Here is a 17,959-nt window from a genome sequence, read left to right on the forward strand (position 1 = left end):
TACGGGGAATAGTATGAGCCAATTTGAAAACGACGATATCGATTCGTTTTTTGCTGAAATGCAAGATGTAAAACCCATTGCTTCAGATGATAAGGCTTTATTACACGATCCTGAAAAGGCGCTCGCCGAAAAGCAAAAACGAGCAGCCTTGAAGGTAAGTGTTCGCGACAAGCTTGCTAACCCGTTAAGCATGGAAGGTGTGAAGCCGGTACCGCCTGATGATTTTATACATTTCCAGCAGCCAGGCATACAAGACGGTGTGTTTAAAAAACTGCGTCTTGGCAAATATCCGTTGGAAACCAATGTCACATTATCAGGAAAAAACCTAGAACAAAGCCGCGACCTAATTTATAGCACCATTAAATCAAGTCACGAACGTGGGGTTCGTGCCCTGCTCATTAAACATGGAACGGGTGAAAATAGTAAGCCATTTCCTGCGCTGAAAAAAAGCTACGTAAATCATTGGCTACGTGAACTTGATGAGGTGATTGCCTATCATACAGCACAGCCTATGCACGGCGGATTTGGCGCTACCTATGTGTTGTTGAAAAAGCACCCTCAGCAAAAACTAATAAACAGAGAAAAAAATAAGAAAGGATAAAATGAGAGGCAAGAACTCGTTGAGTCAGCTTTGCTTTTTTGGGCTTCTCTTTAGATATAGCTTTTAGGCTTTTCTCATGAAGCGCTATATGCTGAACGTTTTTATTGTCCCCCAATGATTAACGCCCGTATCAAGTAACTTGATACGGGCGTTAGAATTTTTCTTTCAGACTACTTAACTGAAGACTGCACACTTAGCGTTGTTGGAGCTTCGGCAGATTTCGCAGATGTGCTAAAAACAGCAGTTACGAACATCAGCACTACAGCTACAGCCACTCCGGTTAAGCCAAACCCTTTTGAAGAACGATTCATTGGTCGTCTCTTATTATTAAAACCAGTAAGCAATTGCTAAACACTGGTACAACCCTAACTCAACTCCTGTAACCTAATTGCAATCCTTGCTTGCACTACAATAGATCAGTGACAAACTGATGACAAGGGCAAAAATCAGATTTTTGACACTTTGCCAAAGCTTTGACACCTATTTAAGGTATGCGCATTTATTAAACAGTATTTTTATAGAAAATAAACAGGGGTTTCCCCCTGTCTATCAAGGTCACACTGAAATATTAACCAACAAACTTACGGGCATTTCTAAAGATACGCATCCACGCACCATCTTCTTGCCAATCGTCCGGGCACCATGAGTTTGCAACTGCCCTAAACACACGTTCTGGGTGAGGCATCATAATAGTGCTGCGCCCATCTACAGACGTTAAACCAGTAATACCTTGCGGTGAACCGTTCGGGTTAGCCGGGTATTGCATTGTTGGCTTGCCATAGTTGTCTACATAACGCATGGCTACCTGACCGCTAACCTGCGATAGCGCGTTTTCATTTGCAAATTCAGCCTGACCTTCCCCGTGCGATACAGCAATCGGCATACGCGAGCCTGCCATACCATCTAGCAGCACAGACTTTGATTCCATCACTTCAACCATTGCAACGCGAGCTTCAAAGCGCGCTGACTGGTTAGTGACAAAGTGCGGCCAGTGCTCAGTGCCAGGAATCAATGATTTTAGGTTCGATAGCATCTGACAACCGTTACACACACCTAAACTGAACGTGTCATTGCGGTTAAAGAAGCCTTCGAACTGATCACGAGCTATACTGTTGAACAATATAGACTTCGCCCAACCTTCACCTGCACCTAATACGTCGCCGTAAGAGAAACCGCCACAAGCAGCAAGACCCGCAAACTGTTCAAGGGTAATGCGACCCGCCAGCACGTCACTCATGTGTACGTCGATAGCATCGAAACCTGCACGTGTAAATGCTGCTGCCATTTCAAGATGTGAATTAACGCCCTGCTCTCTTAAAATCGCCACTTTTGGCTTAACGCCTTTGGCAATGTAAGGTGCGGCAACGTCTTCGTTAACATCGTAAGATAGTGCTACATGCAAACCAGGGTCGGCAGCATCTTGCTTCGCTGCGTGTTCTTGTTCAGCACACTCTGGGTTATCACGAAGCTTTTGCATTTCAAACGTAGTTTGCGCCCAAGTCGTACGCATTGATACACGGCTATCCGCAAGTACAGCTACACCATCGCGATTAAACTCAATCATATCTGTGCTATTTAATGTACCGATATCGTGAGTCAACTCAGTTAAATCGAATTTAGCCAGTACCGCGTTCACGGCGTCTAGGTCGCTTTCAAGTACCTGAATAACACCACCTAATTCTTCATTGAATAGTACAGCAATGTCATTACCTTTAAGGCTATCAAGGTTAACGCTCACACCTGTTTTACCGGCAAAGGCCATTTCTGCCACTGTCGTAAATAGGCCGCCGTCTGAACGGTCGTGATAAGCACGCACCAAACCTTTTTCGATAAGCGTTTGCATAGCATCAAAGAAGCCTTTAAGGCGGGTAGCAGAAACCACATCTGCCGGGCTATCGCCAAGCTGTGTATAGACCTGAGCTAAACAGCTAGCGCCTAAGCGATTTTTACCTTCGCCCAAATCTAGTAGCAACAAGCGGCTTGCACCTTTGTCTGTACGTAGCTGAGGCGTTAGGGTTTTGCGAATATCTTTTACTGCACCAAACGCAGAAATAACCAGTGACAGCGGAGAGGTTACTGCTTTATCTTCACCGTTTTCATTCCATGCGGTTTTCATCGACATAGAGTCTTTACCTACAGGAATGGTTAAACCTAGCTCTGGGCATAGCTCCTCACCCACGGCTTTCACCGCTTCATAAAGACCTGCGTCTTCACCTGGATGTCCAGCTGCTGCCATCCAGTTAGCAGACAGTTTAATACGTTTAATATCACCAATGTTTGCCGCGGCAATGTTGGTTAGCGCTTCACCTACCGCAAGGCGCGCAGACGCACCGTGAGATAAAAGTGCCACCGGGGTGCGCTCACCCATAGTCATCGCTTCACCGTGATAAGTGTCAAATGCCGAAGCGGTAACTGCTACATCAGCCACGGGCACTTGCCATGGCCCAACCATTTGGTCGCGACTTACAAGACCAGTTACCGAGCGATCGCCTATAGTGATAAGAAATGTTTTCTCTGCCACAGTAGGCAATGACAGAATACGCGTCGCTGCATCACTTAAAGTAATGCCTGCGTCGTCTAATGCGGGTGAGCTAACCTTGGTTGAGCTCACGTCGCGATGCATTTTAGGTGGCTTGCCTAAAAGTACATCTAGCGGCATATCAATAGGTTTGTTGTCAAACTGACTGTCGTTCAGGTTTAGGTGCTGCTCGGCAGTGGCTTCACCCACTACCGCAAATGGCGCGCGTTCGCGGGCGCAAATCGCTTCGAATACCGGCATGTTTTCCGGTGCCACAGACATAACATATCGTTCTTGCGATTCGTTACACCATAGCTCCAGCGGCGTCATACCTGGCTCATCAGACAATACTTTTCTAAGCTCAAAGTTACCGCCACGGCCACCGTCATTAACCAGCTCAGGTAGTGCGTTTGAAAGACCACCTGCGCCCACATCGTGGATAAACTGGATAGGGTTGTTATCCCCTAGCTGCCAACATGCATCAATCACTTCCTGGCAACGACGCTCCATCTCAGGGTTGTCACGCTGCACGGAGGCAAAGTCTAAATCTTCATTTGACTGACCAGATGCCATTGATGACGCTGCACCGCCGCCAAGACCAATGTTCATTGCAGGGCCGCCAAGAACAATAAGCTTAGCGCCTACCGTGATTTCGCCTTTTTCAATATGGTCACGGCGGATATTGCCTAAACCACCGGCTAGCATGATAGGTTTGTGATAACCTCTCACCTCTACGCCGTTAAAACTATTAACTTCTTGCTCGTACGTACGGAAGTAACCCAGTAGCGCTGGGCGACCAAATTCGTTATTGAACGCAGCGCCACCTAAAGGGCCTTCAAGCATAATATCTAGAGCGCTCACGATGCGCTGTGGCTTGCCGTATTCGGCTTCCCATGGCTGCTCAGCACCAGGAATACGTAAGTTAGATACGGTAAAACCAACTAAACCTGCCTTAGGTTTTGAGCCACGACCTGTAGCACCTTCATCACGAATTTCACCGCCAGAGCCTGTTGCTGCGCCAGGGAACGGTGAAATTGCCGTTGGGTGGTTGTGGGTTTCTACCTTCATTAAAATATCGATATTTTCATGATGGTATTCGTATTGATGGGACTGAGGATTCGGGAAGAAGCGCCCTGCTTCCCAGCCTTCCATTACCGCTGCGTTATCTTTGTAAGCTGAGTAAACGTGATCAGGTAATAACTCGTAAGTGTTTTTGATCATTTTGAAGAGCGATTTTTCTTGTTCTTCGCCGTCAATGGTCCAGCTTGCGTTGAAAATCTTATGGCGACAATGTTCAGAGTTTGCTTGTGCAAACATATAAAGCTCAACGTCGGTCGGGTTTCTGCCTAGCTTGGTAAAGCTATCAAACAGGTAGTCAATCTCATCATCAGCTAATGCAAGGCCTAACGACACGTTTGCATTAACCAGTGCTTCTTTGCCTTCCCCTAATACATCTACACTAGTGAAAGTATTCGCTTCGGTTTGAGCAAATAGCACCGCTGCATCATCAGTATCGGTAAACACTGATTCAGTCATTCTATCGTGTAAGAAGCTAGCGATAAGTGCAAAATCATCGTCACTTATTGTATCTTCTGTTTCGATATAAAACGCGCATCCACGCTCTATGCGATTGATACTTTTTAAACTACAGTTGTGAGCGATGTCGGTGGCTTTAGAAGACCAGGGAGAGATAGTGCCGGGGCGAGGAGTAATAAGGAAGAGGGTTCCAGAAGGTGTTTGTGCTTGCCTCGCGGGGCCGTAAGTGAGCAGCTTCTCGAGTATTTCTATTTGCTGCTTAGATAAGTCACCTTGGGAATCGACTAGGTGAACATATTCGCTATATAGGTTTTTAACCCTAACGCCGGATTGACCCAGCTTTGCAATCAGTTTAGTTTGGTTAAACTCTGATAGTGCAGGAGCGCCTCGAAGGACCAACATATTGATTTACCTGGTTTGTTAGAAACAACGACCACCAATGCGACGCGTTGTCTCTTGGATTGATGAGTATTTCGGCGCGGATTATAGAGCAATTATGCACAGTAAGTAACCTCATAACGCGCTTACATGAACTTTTTTTTAAACTTAGACGGTTTAATAACAACAAGTAAAGGTCTATGCAGTCACAAGACTATAAAAAACGATTAAAACTACAATTAATAATCATTTTATCCATTGCTGTTATGAGTTGTGGCGTGCCCTCAGTCCCCACTGCCCTTTCCTCATTATTAGAACGGGAAACCATCCGCGTAGGAACCGTATACGGTGCAGGAACCTTTTATAACGGCGCTGAAGGGCCCCAGGGGTTTGAGTATGAGTTGCTGGCAGGGTTCGCCGATTACCTTGGCGTCACTCTCGATTTATACCCTTTTTACAGCTATGAAGTCATGCTCGAACAATTAGAAGAAGGTAACCTGGACATTGTCGCCACGGGCGATGCGGTGACACCTTCACTAAAAAACCGCTTCACTTATGGCCCTGCTTACCAACATGTCAAACAGCAGCTAGTATTTCAAGCAGGCACATCTAGACCTAGAGACCTTTTAGACCTCGATTCCCCTATAATTGCAGTAGCAGAAAGCAGCCAGGCTCACTTACTTTCTGATCTTTTAAGCGATTTAGGTGACGAAGCAACTGATACTGAAAAAGTAGCGATAAAGACCGAGTTAGTTACCACCGAAGATTCAGATTCTGAAGAACTGTTGCAACAGGTTGCTAATGGTGACATTGCTTATACGGTGGCCGACAGCAATCGCCTAGCGTTACAACGTAGACGCTACCCTAACCTCGCCGTAGCCAAAACACTTAACGAAGATATGCCGATGGCATGGGCCCTTCCTTTAGATCAAGACGACTCAGTGAAAGCAGCGCTCATTGAGTATTTTGGTACAGTGCATCAATCAGGCTGGTTTACGGTGTTAGAAGACAAGTACTTTGGACATATTCGCCAGTTCGATTACGTTGACAGTCGCGCATTTAACTACGCAGCTGAAAGTGCATTAGCTCAATATAAACCGTTATTCCAACAATATGCCGGTGATTTAGACTGGCGACTACTTGCCGCAATGAGCTACCAAGAAAGCCACTGGGACAGTGATGCTATTTCAAGAACCGGGGTTCGCGGCCTTATGATGTTGACACTTGATACAGCAAGTGATTGGGATGTGGATGACAGAACCAATCCAGAGCAAAGTATTCGCGGGGGCTCACGTTATTTTGCCAGTTTGCTAAGTCGCATACCTGCACGAATCAGCGAGCCAGATAGAACCTGGATGGCTATGGCATCATATAATATTGGGATGGGGCACTTGGAAGATGCAAGGGTGCTTACCGAGCAACAAGGGGGAAACCCTGATTTGTGGGTAGATGTTAAACGACGCTTGCCACAGCTAAGGCAAAAAAAGTATTACCGTACCACCCGCTATGGCTACGCGAGAGGTGATGAGGCTTTGCAATACGTAGAAAATATTCGCCGCTACTACGACAGCCTAGTTTGGTTAGATGAACAAGGAAAAATTTAATCTCGTTCGCTTTGCTTCTCTCTTGAAAACTGTCATTTCGGTGTCATCTTTACTCTGTACCCTTTGAACGAGTTAGTGATTAACTAACTCGCTTTCTCAGAACCTTAATTTTTCTAAAAGATTATTAACTCTAAAAGAACAGTGACTCTCGGAAAATGAGCGCTTAGTTCAAATGACAGAGCATTTTTCTTAATTGGAAAAATGGTCACAACGAGGGGAAAAATAGCCTCGCTGTGAGAAAGGAGAATAAATGAAAAAAAATCGCTTTATGAAAAAAGGAATAAAATTGAAAAACAACAACAGACGCAGACTTATGCTTAAGCGTTGCCACCAGAAAGTACTTCAACGTCGTAAGCTATTTGTAACGAGCGACATGTTCACTCAGTTGACTCGCAAGCCTAGCTAGAATACATATAAGCTGGTTGCTTTTATTGATAGGCATCAATTTATTGAGAACTCTCTTTGCAACCCAGCAAACCAAATAGGCGAATAAAGCACACCCCTTCAAGCCAGCAAAATAAGCATTAGCTTGAAGCATCCCCCTCTAGATGTTTTTTCGCCTTTTTGGCTGCCTTAATCTCTTTCCTGCGCTTGCGAAAAAAATCTGACAGTTTGTTAGCACACTCGTCTGCTAGCACATTAGAACCAATCTCAACCTGATGATTTAGCGCAGGATGTTGTAATAGATTCATAACCGAACCCGCAGCACCTGTTTTCGCATCTTTAGCACCAAACACCACCCGCTTTACTCGTGCATGCACAAGCATACCTGCACACATAGAGCAGGGCTCTAAAGTGACATACAAGGTAGCGTCAATAAGCCGGTAGTTTCGCAGTTTAGAAGCGGCCTCTTTGACAGCGCGCAACTCTGCATGGGCAGACGGGTCGTTATCCGATATTGGCGTATTGTAGCCTTCTCCGATAAGCTCACCGTTTAATACTACACAGGCACCTACCGGCACTTCCCCTATGGATTCTGCTTTGTCCGCCAGGGTTAATGCATGCTTCATCCACATCACGTCTTCTTGAGTAACCGTTTCATTAATAAGATTTTCCTGGCTAATGCCCTCTTTAAGAGGGTTCTCTTTAATTGCGTTCTCGTGGGGAATGCTTTCTTTTGAAGCGCTTTCTAATGCCAACTCCTCTTCAGCGGTAAGCTCCTCAGGCGCTTGCGCTGCGACATGTTCGGTGTTTTGCTCCAGAGCCTGTGTTTTTTCAGTGTCGATCTTTGATGCCGGATGGTCGCTATTTTGGTCACTCATTAGTCAATTTTGCTACTTTATTTAGTGAAATTAGTTAACAACAATTCTGCATAAACCTAGGTAAACATTCTAACTAACTAGAAAGTAATGACTTTTGTCACTTGGCAACCTACTTGCAATTTTTCATTATAACACTGCTGGTGTTAAGGGCTTAACTGGTTACACTTTTTATAGAAAACTTAGCGTAATAACCGTTATAGTACTCCAAGCGCAGCAGTTATTTTACTAATAAGTATTTAGCCTCTGTTTATTAGATATGGAAACTAAATACTAGGTGAATTAGGCAACTGACCACATTTTCACCTAAACTCTTTTTAAACCATTTGTGAGGGATACCACCGTGGACATGACAGCGATTGCAATAGTAGCCATTTGTGCTTGGGCGTTAGTTACCATTGTCGAAAGTGCGAAAGACAAAAGCAAAAAGAAACTTAGTAACAAAGAAACTGAAGCGTATAAACAAGAAATTGCAGATTTGAAAGAGCGCGTATCTGTACTCGAAAAAATTGTAACTGATGAACGCTACGACCTAAAAAAGCAGTTTGCCGATTTAGAGAAAGACCGCGTTGCTTAAGTTTAGTGAACTTAATTCCTCTGCCAGCGCAACCTATGCCTAAAGCTTAACCTGCGCTGGCAGTAAAACATCAATTCCCTTCTAAGAGTTTGCGCTCAGCTCGCTCTACTCGTCGGGGTTTACCTGCGATGACTAGTACATCATGGGCCTGTAAAATAGCGTCTTGGTCTGGATCTTTCACTTCATTACCGTTACGTCTTAAGCCTTTAATGGCCACACGCATTCTTGTGAAGTCGATATCTTTTATTGCTTTTCCAATGCAAGAGGCGCGTTCAGATAATACTACTGCATGAATAAACTCTAGCTTATCTTCCGTCCCGTAAGTGATTTCTGTCGTTTCTCCAGGATAAAAGCCGTGCATATGATCATAACGGCCTTTTCGCTCGGCCCGCACCCGCTTTAAAATACGTGACATAGGTACACCGGCGTAATGCAACACTTGCGAGACCAGCATCAAACTGCCTTCTTGTAGCTCGGGCACCACTTGGTTTGCTCCTGCGCTGTACAGGCTTTCTAACTGGTAGTCACGTTTGGTACGTACCATAACATCTGTAGTGCTCGTTATACTTCGTGTCTGCGTTATCACTTGTTTCGCCTTATCGACCTGATCAAATGTTACAAGCACAAGCTTAGCATTTTCTACATTAGCACTGCTCAGAATATCTTTTTGACTGGCATCGCCGAAGATTACGGGTTCACCCGCATTTCGGCTTTCATGCACCCTGACAGGGTCCATATCTATAGCGACAAAATGAATACCTTCAATTTTTAGCATGCGCGCTACCGACTGGCCCACCCGTCCAAACCCACAAATAATGACATGGTTAGTCAGCTGCCCGACATTGCCAAAGCTAGCGTTATCATCAAAGGAGATATCATTATTCACAATGCGTTTAGCGATAGTCACACTGTTGTTCATAAGCCAAGGCGTTAACGCCATACTTATCACACCCATACATACTATTAGCGATGATTGCTCAGTGGTTAATACGCCGTGGGTGGTGGCAAGCGCTGCGATAACGAAACTAAACTCTCCTATTTGGCATAGTTTTACGCCTGCGGACCAGCCGTCAATAGCGTCAGTTTTGACTAACATGGATGCAACTCTGACTAAGATAACTTTAACTATCATTAGCGCGAAAACACCAAATACGATTTCAAATAAGCTGTTCCAGAGCACGGTAAGTTCCAACTGCATACCCACGGTCACAAAGAACAAGCCCATCAAAATGTCGCGAAACGGGCGGATGTCGGCTTCAAGTTGATATTTGTATTGGCTTTCCCCTAACATCATCCCAGCTAAAAAAGCGCCTAACGCCATCGACAAACCAAAATAATAGGTAAGGCCGCCGGCTAACAGCGCGATCAAAATAGTGGTCAATACAAACAGCTCATCAGTTCTGGTTCTCGCAATTTCTCGAAACACCCAAGGAAGTAACCACTTACCTACTGACATTAAAAAAGCAATAACGAACACGCCTTTAAGAAGCGCTTCCCCTAGAGCAAGTGCAATACTCACCTCGCCTGTTTGGGCTAAAAGAGGAATAGCGATAAGAAATGGGACCACGGCTAAGTCCTGAAAGAGCAAGATACTGACGGCGAGCTGTGTACGCCTGTTATTGAGAATACCCATTTCGGTTGCTTGTTTAATAACAATAGCGGTAGAGCTTAGCGCAAGCGTACCGCCAATAATGATAGATGCACTAATTGGGATCCCCAAAAGAAGTGGTACGCAGGTAAATATCGCTGTAGTAAACAACATTTGCCCTAACCCCACGCCAAACACCAAAGAGCGCATAGCCAATAATTTAGGAAGGGAGAATTCTAGCCCGAGTGAAAAGAGTAGAAAAACAATACCCACTTCGGCCAATAAGTGCATTTCTTCGGGGTGAGCAAACACAGATAGCAGCTGTGGGCCAGCGAGTACTCCGGCAAAGAGATAAGCAAGGATAGGTGGAAGATGAATTCGTTTAAATAGGGCGACTGCGCATACCGATATGAACATCAATATCACAATATTTAAAAAACTCGTCCCCACATAACCTCCTAGAGCAACATCAACTTACGATTGTTAAATAAGCACAGTAATCAACTCTGCTTAACACTTAAACTAAAGACTAATGCGACAGATATCTTGTTGGCATTCAGTTTGCAAAATCCCCTATGTAAATGCAGATCCGGCAAGTTTTGCCGCTGTGATCGTCATAAATTTCGCGAAAATGCGGTTATGACCACAGAAACGTCAGAGCTTTGACACTGGTTTCATTTCTGCGGCATATCAACGCATTTTGTATAGGGGCACTACTGTGGATTTTTCAACGTCAGTCTACGATAGCACACAACACAACAATTTTTATCCTGCTGAGAGCACAGGTAAATCACTTTCTTTTAGTGAATTATCGGGCTTTGTAACACAGCTCCTGACTACGCTTGAACTTCAAGAGTTAGGAGGCGTGTATTTTCAGCAGCTTAATATGCTATTGCCTGTTGTCGGATTCAGTTTATCTGACTTCGACTCTCGTTGGGTCTACGGTAACGCAAAGATATCGTCAACGCTGATTGATTTACCACTACAAGGGGCGCGCTCTGTTAATGGCGAGCAAGCCCATGTCTATTATTACATTAGTTCACCCTTGTCGTTATCGCAACGGGAGAGCCTATTCCAACTTCATGATTTATTTGGAAAACAAGTAAAACACGCGTTATCTTTAATGCGTGTTCAGCAAATGGCAACCAAAGACGTGTTGACGAGTTTAGGCAATCGTGCGGGATTTCAGCAGTCTATGACAAGACAACTGGGGTGGGCGCAACGACACGATGAACCATTTGCACTTTTAGTTATCGACCTAGACAACTTCAAATATGTGAACGATAACTTTGGGCACGGTGAGGGCGACAAAGTACTGGTTCACGTGGCAACACATCTTGAAAATGTACTGCGCGATGAAGACGAAGCATTTCGCTATGGCGGCGATGAATTCTGCTGTTTATTAGACTGCCAAACACAGCAGCAATTAGCATGTGCTGCTCAGCGAATTCAGATGAGTATAAATAGCTCTGCCTACTTATCACGATTAGGTGTATCGGCAAGTCTCGGTGGCGCGATTTATCGAGACGGTGACAGTGTTGATAGTTTATTTAACCGCGCTGATAACGCGCTATATCGGGTGAAAAACTCAGGCAAAAACAGCTATGACGCTGCCTAACTAATCCCTTTTGCTTGTTTCCAAAAAAAGCGGCAATTCAATGCCGCTTTATCAATACATTCTGCCGAAAAAAATTGAAAACTCTAATGACTGGCTTTTCTACGCCGACTGATAAAGTGTTTTTGGCACTTTAAATCTTATACATAGTAATGGTAAGGCTAATTAGTGATTAAATTGGTTTAAAGGCTATATTGATACGCTCAACTTTTGGTTGTAGATAAACAACTTTCTCATCAATGATGATTGCCACAGGTGTTTCATTTAAAAAGATAGTAGGTACGCCATTTCGTTTCCATCTAGGTACACGCCATACTTTAAACCACTCTTTCAATAGCTTTGATACATTGGCGCCTTCAGGTTTCATTCGCAAATTACGTGCATTGGTTTGCAAAGAGACTGTATCGTTATTTTCTTCTTTCGTTACTGTTACCCTCACCTGCCCGTGTAACCAAGGAAGAGAATTGTACTGGTCTAACACTAACGCAAGACGCTCTGGAATCTCGCACGTGTCATTAACAACCCAGTAAAGGTCGTGGTCAAAACGTATAACCCTGCCCCACTTAAAGTTTACTTCAGGGGTAGCATCATGTTTCGCCCCCAGCATAGCAAGTACTTGGTCTGTCTGCGCTTTTGAAGGTGCAAGCTGCCCCTGCGCTTTAAACCAGGCGCGAATTACCATAGCCTGCCAAGGGATAGACAATGCAGCAAGCTTTTGTCCATCTAACCTGATATCAGCACGTTTACAGTCTTCGAAGTATTGCTGTGCAGATTCGCTGACTAGATCACTTTGCTCTGCACAAAGCTCAGCGCTTCGCCCCACTGTCTTAGTTAACTGGGGCCACCGCTCAAGCAAATGAGGTATTATCTCGTTTCTCAAGAAATTCCTGTCAAAGCTGTTTTGCTGGTTAGATTCATCCTCTACCCACTGCAACATTTCCTCTTCGGCATAAGCGATAATGTCGCTTTTCTCAAGAGCTAGCATAGGTCGCATTATTAACGTATCGCCGCGGTACTGCACTTCTCCCATACCCGCTAATCCCTGAGGGCCAGCACCGCGTTTAAGCTGAAGCAATACAGTTTCAAGCTGATCTTCGGCATGTTGCCCCAAAAGCAGTACACCGCCAATTTGTTCGCACACTTCTAATAGTGCGCTGTATCGAACTTTACGCGCCTCAGCTTCTAAGCTCTTTCTAGAGCTGGTATCAACGGCAACACGATATTGATGAAACTCAACATCTTCAAGACGGCACTGCAGTTCACAGTGGCGTGCCCAGTCATCCGCATTTTCGCTTAAACCGTGATGTACATGTACAGCATGTATCGGGCTATCAAACTGCTCCCTATACGCGACGACGGCTTGAAGCAGTACGGTGGAGTCCACACCACCGCTGTAAGCAACGACGAGTGGCGTTTGAAGTGGTCGCTTTACATTAGTCAGTGACGTGGCTATGCGGTTGACGATATGTTCAATAGTGGGGGATTGTAGAGGGGTCACAGACCAGTAATACCTTATTGTTTCAACTTTATGTTTTATTAGGGTTCAGCTTTGTATCTGCTGATTACTCGTTTTCTAATAACGCAAAAGGGTTGGTTACCAATGGTAAACAACCCTCTCGAACTAATCTGAATCGACATGAACTAAGCAAAGGCTTAATAGACGTTTACAACAAACATTTTTGCTAATCGTACACCGCTTCGCCTAATCGTACACCGCTTCGCCTAATCGTACACCGCTTCGCATCAAAACTTTACTATTCGCAGTTTTCGAACTCGTAGCCCTAACTAGAATTAGCAATAACCGAACGACATTAAACGCTCGTAGCGCTCTTCCATTAGTTTTGTTTTATCAAGCTCTTTAAGTTGATTAAGCTGCTGCTTAATGACGGCTTTCAAATTAGCTGCCATACCATTGTGGTCGCGGTGAGCGCCACCTAATGGCTCTTCAACAATGCTGTTAATTAGACCCAGTTCTTTAATTTGTGGCGCACTTACACCCATCGCCTCAGCAGCGAGTGGAGCTTTTTCTGCACTTTTCCACAAAATAGACGCACAACCTTCCGGTGAAATAACCGAGTAGGTAGAATATTGAAGCATATTAACGCGGTCGCCAACACCAATAGCTAATGCACCACCTGAACCACCTTCACCAATTACGGTACACACGATTGGAACAGTAAGCTCAGCCATTTCGAATAAATTTTTCGCGATTGCTTCACTTTGGCCGCGCTCTTCAGCGCCCACACCTGGGTATGCCCCTGGCGTGTCGATGAAGGTAATAATAGGCATGTTAAAGCGCTCAGCCATCTTCATAAGACGTAATGCTTTACGGTAGCCTTCTGGTTTAGGCATACCAAAGTTACGCTTAATTTTTTCGTTTGTGTCACGGCCTTTTTGATGACCTATAATCATCACAGGCTGGTCATCTAGCATTGCTGGGCCACCAACAATTGCCTTATCGTCCGCAAACGCGCGGTCGCCAGCAAGCTCGTCGAATTCTGTAAAAATACGAGGAATATAATCTAGCGTGTATGGACGCATTGGGTGACGTGCAAGTTGAGAAACTTGCCATGCGCCAAGATCAGAAAAGATCTTTTTAGTTAGCTCCGCGCTTTTGCCGCGAAGCTTATTGATTTCTTCTTCAATACCAACGTCAAACTCGCCACCTTGATTCACCAACCTAAGCTCTTCAATTTTTGCTTCTAGTTCGGCTATTGGCTGTTCAAAGTCCAAAAACTGTATACTCATTTCATGTCCTATTCGTACTACGCTCGTCTATGCAAACGCGAGATGTCCAATCTATCGAACTCTTAACCCTAATGGTAGAGAATTGAAACGGCTTTGTCTCCCAAACATTGCTTGAGATCGTGTAAAAGTTGGTCTTCAGGGGTAACGTACCATCTTGCGCCACACGCCAAGGTTACTTCAGCGTCTGGATGGGTTACCGCTAACTGAACAGGACAACTTCCACCGTTAAATGCCTGCAGGATAGATTGCATCTGACTCATTTTCTTCGGTTCAAGCAACTGGGTATCAATATTAAGTGCCAGCGCTCTCGCGTTTTTCTCTCGTGCCTGAACAATGTCCATTACATCACGGGCGGTGATTGTATTGCCCCCAGAGAAATCATCAAAGCTGACCTGTCCCTTTATAAGCAATATTCTGTCAGTTTCTAACACACTTTCGAACTGCTCGTACATATCGGGGAAGAAACGTACGTCTATTCTGGCACTCTTATCATCCAGTGTCACTATGGCCCAGCGACGACCCCGCTTGTTCGTCATAACACGAACGCCAAGTACCAACCCTACAGCACTGGCCATTTGGTCTTTGTTGGTTGGTTTTAAATCAACTAATCGACCGTCGGTGTAGTAACGCAGTTCTTCAGCGTACTGATTGATGGGGTGGCCGGTTAAATACAAGCCTAGGGTATCTTTTTCACCTTCTAGCCACACTTTCTCAGGCCATTCAGGCACGTCAGCAAATGCTTGCTTCACATCTTCAGGCTCGGTAGTCAGTAGGCCAAACATGTCTGACTGACCAAAAGACTCGGCTTTTGCATGCTGTCCAGCGGCGGCAAGGGCTTCGGGTAAACTCGCCATAAGACTAGCCCGATGCGGACCTAAGTTGTCCATTGCCCCCGCTAACACTAGCTTTTCTAGCACTCGCTTGTTTACCCGTTTAATGTCTATCTTGGCGCAGAAATCAAAAAGATCTTTAAATGCCCCTTGGGTCTCCCGCGCTTCAATAATCGCTTCAATTGGGCCTTCACCTACCCCTTTAATCGCACCGATACCGTAAACAATGCGACCTTCGCTATCGACGGTAAATTTGTATTTACCCGCATTTAAATCTGGCGGCAGTATTTCGATGCCCATGCGCTCACATTCATCGACAAGCGTCACGATTTTATCGGTGTTGTCCATATCTGCCGACATTACCGCAGCCATGAATTCCGCTGGATAATGTACTTTCAGCCAAAGGGTTTGGTAAGACACCAATGCATAGGCTGCAGAGTGAGATTTGTTAAAACCGTAACCCGCGAACTTTTCTACCAAGTCGAAGATTTTCATCGCAAGGTCCGGGTCAATATTATTGCCCTTCGCACCCTCAGCAAAGGTGCCGCGCTGCTTCGCCATTTCTTCAGGCTTTTTCTTACCCATAGCACGACGAAGCAAGTCAGCGCCGCCCAGTGAGTAGCCCGCCATTTCCTGGGCTATCTGCATTACCTGTTCCTGATACAAGATAATGCCATAGGTAGGCTCTAGAATTTCTTTCAAGCACTCGTGCTGATATTCAGCATCGGGGTAGGAAATTTCTTCACGTCCGTGCTTACGGTCGATAAAGTTATCTACCATGCCTGACTGCAATGGACCTGGGCGGAATAGGGCCACAAGTGCGATGATATCTTCAAAACAGTCTGGTTTAAGGCGTTTAATCAGCTCTTTCATGCCGCGAGATTCCAGCTGGAATACGGCTGTGGTCTCTGCGTTTTGTAACGTTCTAAAGCTCTTTGGATCTTCAAGCGGAATAGCGCTGATATCGACATCGACGTTCTTCCCTTCCTTGATCATATCTATCGCCCACTGAATGATCGTCAGCGTACGAAGACCTAAGAAGTCAAATTTTACAAGCCCAGCGGTTTCAACGTCGTTTTTGTCAAACTGGGTTACCGGGTTATTACCTTCGTCATCACAATACAGCGGCGAGAAATCAGTAATAGTGGTTGGCGCAATAACAACACCACCGGCGTGTTTACCCGCGTTTCGGGTGACCCCTTCAAGAATACGCGCCATATCGATAAGGTCTTTCACTTCCTCATCGCTTTCATAAACTTCTGGCAGCTGAGGTTCGGCTTTAAACGCCTTTTCTAACGTCATGCCAGGGTCAGGTGGTATTAGCTTTGAAATTCTGTCTACAAAACCATAAGGATGACCAAGCACACGGCCTACATCGCGCACTACTGCTTTTGCCGCCATAGTACCGAATGTAATGATCTGAGATACCGCTTGTCGCCCGTAGAGCTCAGCAACGTGGTCGATTACCTCGTCTCGTCTATCCATGCAGAAGTCGACGTCGAAGTCGGGCATAGATACACGCTCTGGGTTCAAGAAACGTTCGAATAGCAAGTCGAATTCTAGCGGGTCTAGGTCGGTAATTTTTAGGGCATAGGCCACCAATGAACCTGCACCTGAACCACGCCCTGGCCCTACAGGGATACCGTTATCCTTACTCCACTGGATGAACTCCATTACGATAAGGAAGTAGCCCGGGAACCCCATTTGGTTAATAACTTCAAGCTCAATGCGAAGTCGGTCATCGTACTCTGGCCGTTTGGCTTTGCGCACTTCCTCATCGGGGAATAGAAATTCTAGACGTTCTTCCAAGCCTTCCTCAGACACCTTAACTAAGAAGTCTTCGGTGGTCATACCGCCGGTTGGAAACTGAGGCAAGAAATATTCATTTAGCCGGACAGTAACGTTACAGCGCTTGGCTATTTCAACCGTATTTTCTATGGCTTCGGGGATATCGCTAAATAACTCAACCATTTCCTCGGCAGTGCGCAGATATTGCTGATCGCTGTAGCGCTTAGGGCGACGGTTATCATCTAAGGTATAGCCATCGTGAATACACACACGAATTTCGTGCGCGTCGAAACCCTCTTGGTCAATAAAGCATACTTCATTAGTGGCAACCACGGGTAAACCGCGCTGCTCAGCAAGCTCTACGGCATGGTGTAAATAATCTTCTTCGCCTTGTCTACCGGTTCTAATCAGCTCTAAATAAAAACGGTCGGGAAAATGGGTTTGATAAAACTCAAGCGCATCTTCAAGAAGCTTGGCGTTATTTTTCATTAAACCTACGCCGATATCGCCATGCTGTGCGCCCGATAAAACAATAACGCCTTCGCTATGCTCTGCTAACCATGCTTGATCAATGACTGCGCGGTGCGCCAAGTGTCCGCGAAGGTAAGCCTTGGAGATAAGAATAGTAATGTTCTTATATCCCTCATTATTCATCGCAATAAGGGTTAGTCTGAAAGGTTCATCGCCAAAAGCTTCATTAGTCACCCAAAAATCGGTGCCAATTATGGGCTTGATACCTAAATTATGTGCCTCCGAATAGAATTTTACCAAGCCACACATATTCATTTGATCTGTGATTGCCACGGCAGGCATGCCAAGCGCGGCCACTTTACCTAAAATAGGCTTAACCTTATTCAGGCCGTCCATCATCGAAAAGTCGCTGTGAACACGTAAATGAATAAATGGCGATGACATGA

General features: G+C 45.3%; 11 protein-coding genes. 4 read left to right on the forward strand and 7 right to left on the reverse strand.

Annotated elements, in window-relative coordinates:
• The first annotated feature begins 13 nt into the window (after window positions 1-13).
• A complete protein-coding gene (gene smrA / locus ACXACS_RS16920; RefSeq protein WP_474808304.1) occupies window positions 14-601 on the forward strand; it encodes a DNA endonuclease SmrA in 588 nt (195 codons plus the stop codon).
• 170 nt (window positions 602-771) lie between these two features.
• Here the strand turns inward: smrA and ACXACS_RS16925 are convergent, their stop codons facing one another.
• Both ACXACS_RS16925 and purL read right to left on the reverse strand, forming a co-directional pair.
• Window positions 772-912 (reverse strand): hypothetical protein, encoded by a 141-nt coding sequence (locus tag ACXACS_RS16925; RefSeq protein ID WP_162889815.1) that lies wholly within the window; start codon window positions 910-912, stop codon window positions 772-774.
• Window positions 913-1,169: 257 nt separating this feature from the next.
• Entirely contained in the window at window positions 1,170-5,057 is a 3,888-nt protein-coding gene (gene purL, locus ACXACS_RS16930; RefSeq protein WP_474808305.1) for a phosphoribosylformylglycinamidine synthase, read from the reverse strand.
• Window positions 5,058-5,233: 176 nt separating this feature from the next.
• Between purL and mltF the strand changes: the two genes are divergently transcribed.
• Window positions 5,234-6,637, forward strand: a complete 1,404-nt coding sequence (gene mltF / locus ACXACS_RS16935; RefSeq protein ID WP_474808307.1) for a membrane-bound lytic murein transglycosylase MltF — start codon at window positions 5,234-5,236, stop codon at window positions 6,635-6,637.
• 524 nt (window positions 6,638-7,161) lie between these two features.
• On the opposite strand, the gene tadA is transcribed toward mltF, so the two are convergent.
• Window positions 7,162-7,701, reverse strand: a complete 540-nt coding sequence (gene tadA, locus ACXACS_RS16940; protein ID WP_474809317.1) for a tRNA adenosine(34) deaminase TadA — start codon at window positions 7,699-7,701, stop codon at window positions 7,162-7,164.
• A 544-nt stretch (window positions 7,702-8,245) separates the two neighbouring features.
• Here tadA and ACXACS_RS16945 point away from each other — a divergent pair.
• Entirely contained in the window at window positions 8,246-8,473 is a 228-nt protein-coding gene (locus ACXACS_RS16945; RefSeq protein WP_474809319.1) for a hypothetical protein, read from the forward strand.
• Between the two features lie 70 nt (window positions 8,474-8,543).
• Here ACXACS_RS16945 and ACXACS_RS16950 read toward each other — a convergent pair whose 3' ends face one another.
• Entirely contained in the window at window positions 8,544-10,511 is a 1,968-nt protein-coding gene (locus ACXACS_RS16950; protein ID WP_474808309.1) for a monovalent cation:proton antiporter family protein, read from the reverse strand.
• A 268-nt stretch (window positions 10,512-10,779) separates the two neighbouring features.
• Here ACXACS_RS16950 and ACXACS_RS16955 point away from each other — a divergent pair, with 268 nt between their 5' ends.
• Window positions 10,780-11,679, forward strand: a complete 900-nt coding sequence (locus ACXACS_RS16955; RefSeq protein ID WP_474808311.1) for a GGDEF domain-containing protein — start codon at window positions 10,780-10,782, stop codon at window positions 11,677-11,679.
• A 169-nt stretch (window positions 11,680-11,848) separates the two neighbouring features.
• On the opposite strand, the gene tilS is transcribed toward ACXACS_RS16955, so the two are convergent.
• The 3 genes from tilS to dnaE all read right to left on the reverse strand — a co-directional run bounded on the left by tilS (window position 11,849) and on the right by dnaE (window position 17,957).
• The gene (gene tilS, locus ACXACS_RS16960; protein ID WP_474808313.1) at window positions 11,849-13,174 is read right to left on the reverse strand and encodes a tRNA lysidine(34) synthetase TilS; all 1,326 of its coding nucleotides are present in this window, start codon (window positions 13,172-13,174) and stop codon (window positions 11,849-11,851) included.
• Between the two features lie 293 nt (window positions 13,175-13,467).
• Entirely contained in the window at window positions 13,468-14,424 is a 957-nt protein-coding gene (gene accA / locus ACXACS_RS16965) for an acetyl-CoA carboxylase carboxyl transferase subunit alpha (protein WP_012517579.1), read from the reverse strand.
• Window positions 14,425-14,492: 68 nt separating this feature from the next.
• Window positions 14,493-17,957 (reverse strand): DNA polymerase III subunit alpha, encoded by a 3,465-nt coding sequence (gene dnaE / locus ACXACS_RS16970; RefSeq protein WP_474808315.1) that lies wholly within the window; start codon window positions 17,955-17,957, stop codon window positions 14,493-14,495.
• Between the last annotated feature and the right edge of the window lie 2 nt (window positions 17,958-17,959).

The sequence above is a fragment of the Alteromonas sp. AWM4_230 genome, from assembly GCF_056158305.1.

Bases quoted from the DNA above. Each gene is read 5' to 3' on its own strand.
- smrA (WP_474808304.1), top strand. From the start codon at position 14: ATGAGCCAATTTGAAAACGACGATATCGATTCGTTTTTTGCTGAAATG.
- ACXACS_RS16925 (WP_162889815.1), bottom strand. From the start codon at position 912: ATGAATCGTTCTTCAAAAGGGTTTGGCTTAACCGGAGTGGCTGTAGCT.
- purL (WP_474808305.1), bottom strand. From the start codon at position 5,057: ATGTTGGTCCTTCGAGGCGCTCCTGCACTATCAGAGTTTAACCAAACT.
- mltF (WP_474808307.1), top strand. From the start codon at position 5,234: ATGCAGTCACAAGACTATAAAAAACGATTAAAACTACAATTAATAATC.
- ACXACS_RS16945 (WP_474809319.1), top strand. From the start codon at position 8,246: ATGACAGCGATTGCAATAGTAGCCATTTGTGCTTGGGCGTTAGTTACC.
- accA (WP_012517579.1), bottom strand. From the start codon at position 14,424: ATGAGTATACAGTTTTTGGACTTTGAACAGCCAATAGCCGAACTAGAA.
- dnaE (WP_474808315.1), bottom strand. From the start codon at position 17,957: ATGTCATCGCCATTTATTCATTTACGTGTTCACAGCGACTTTTCGATG.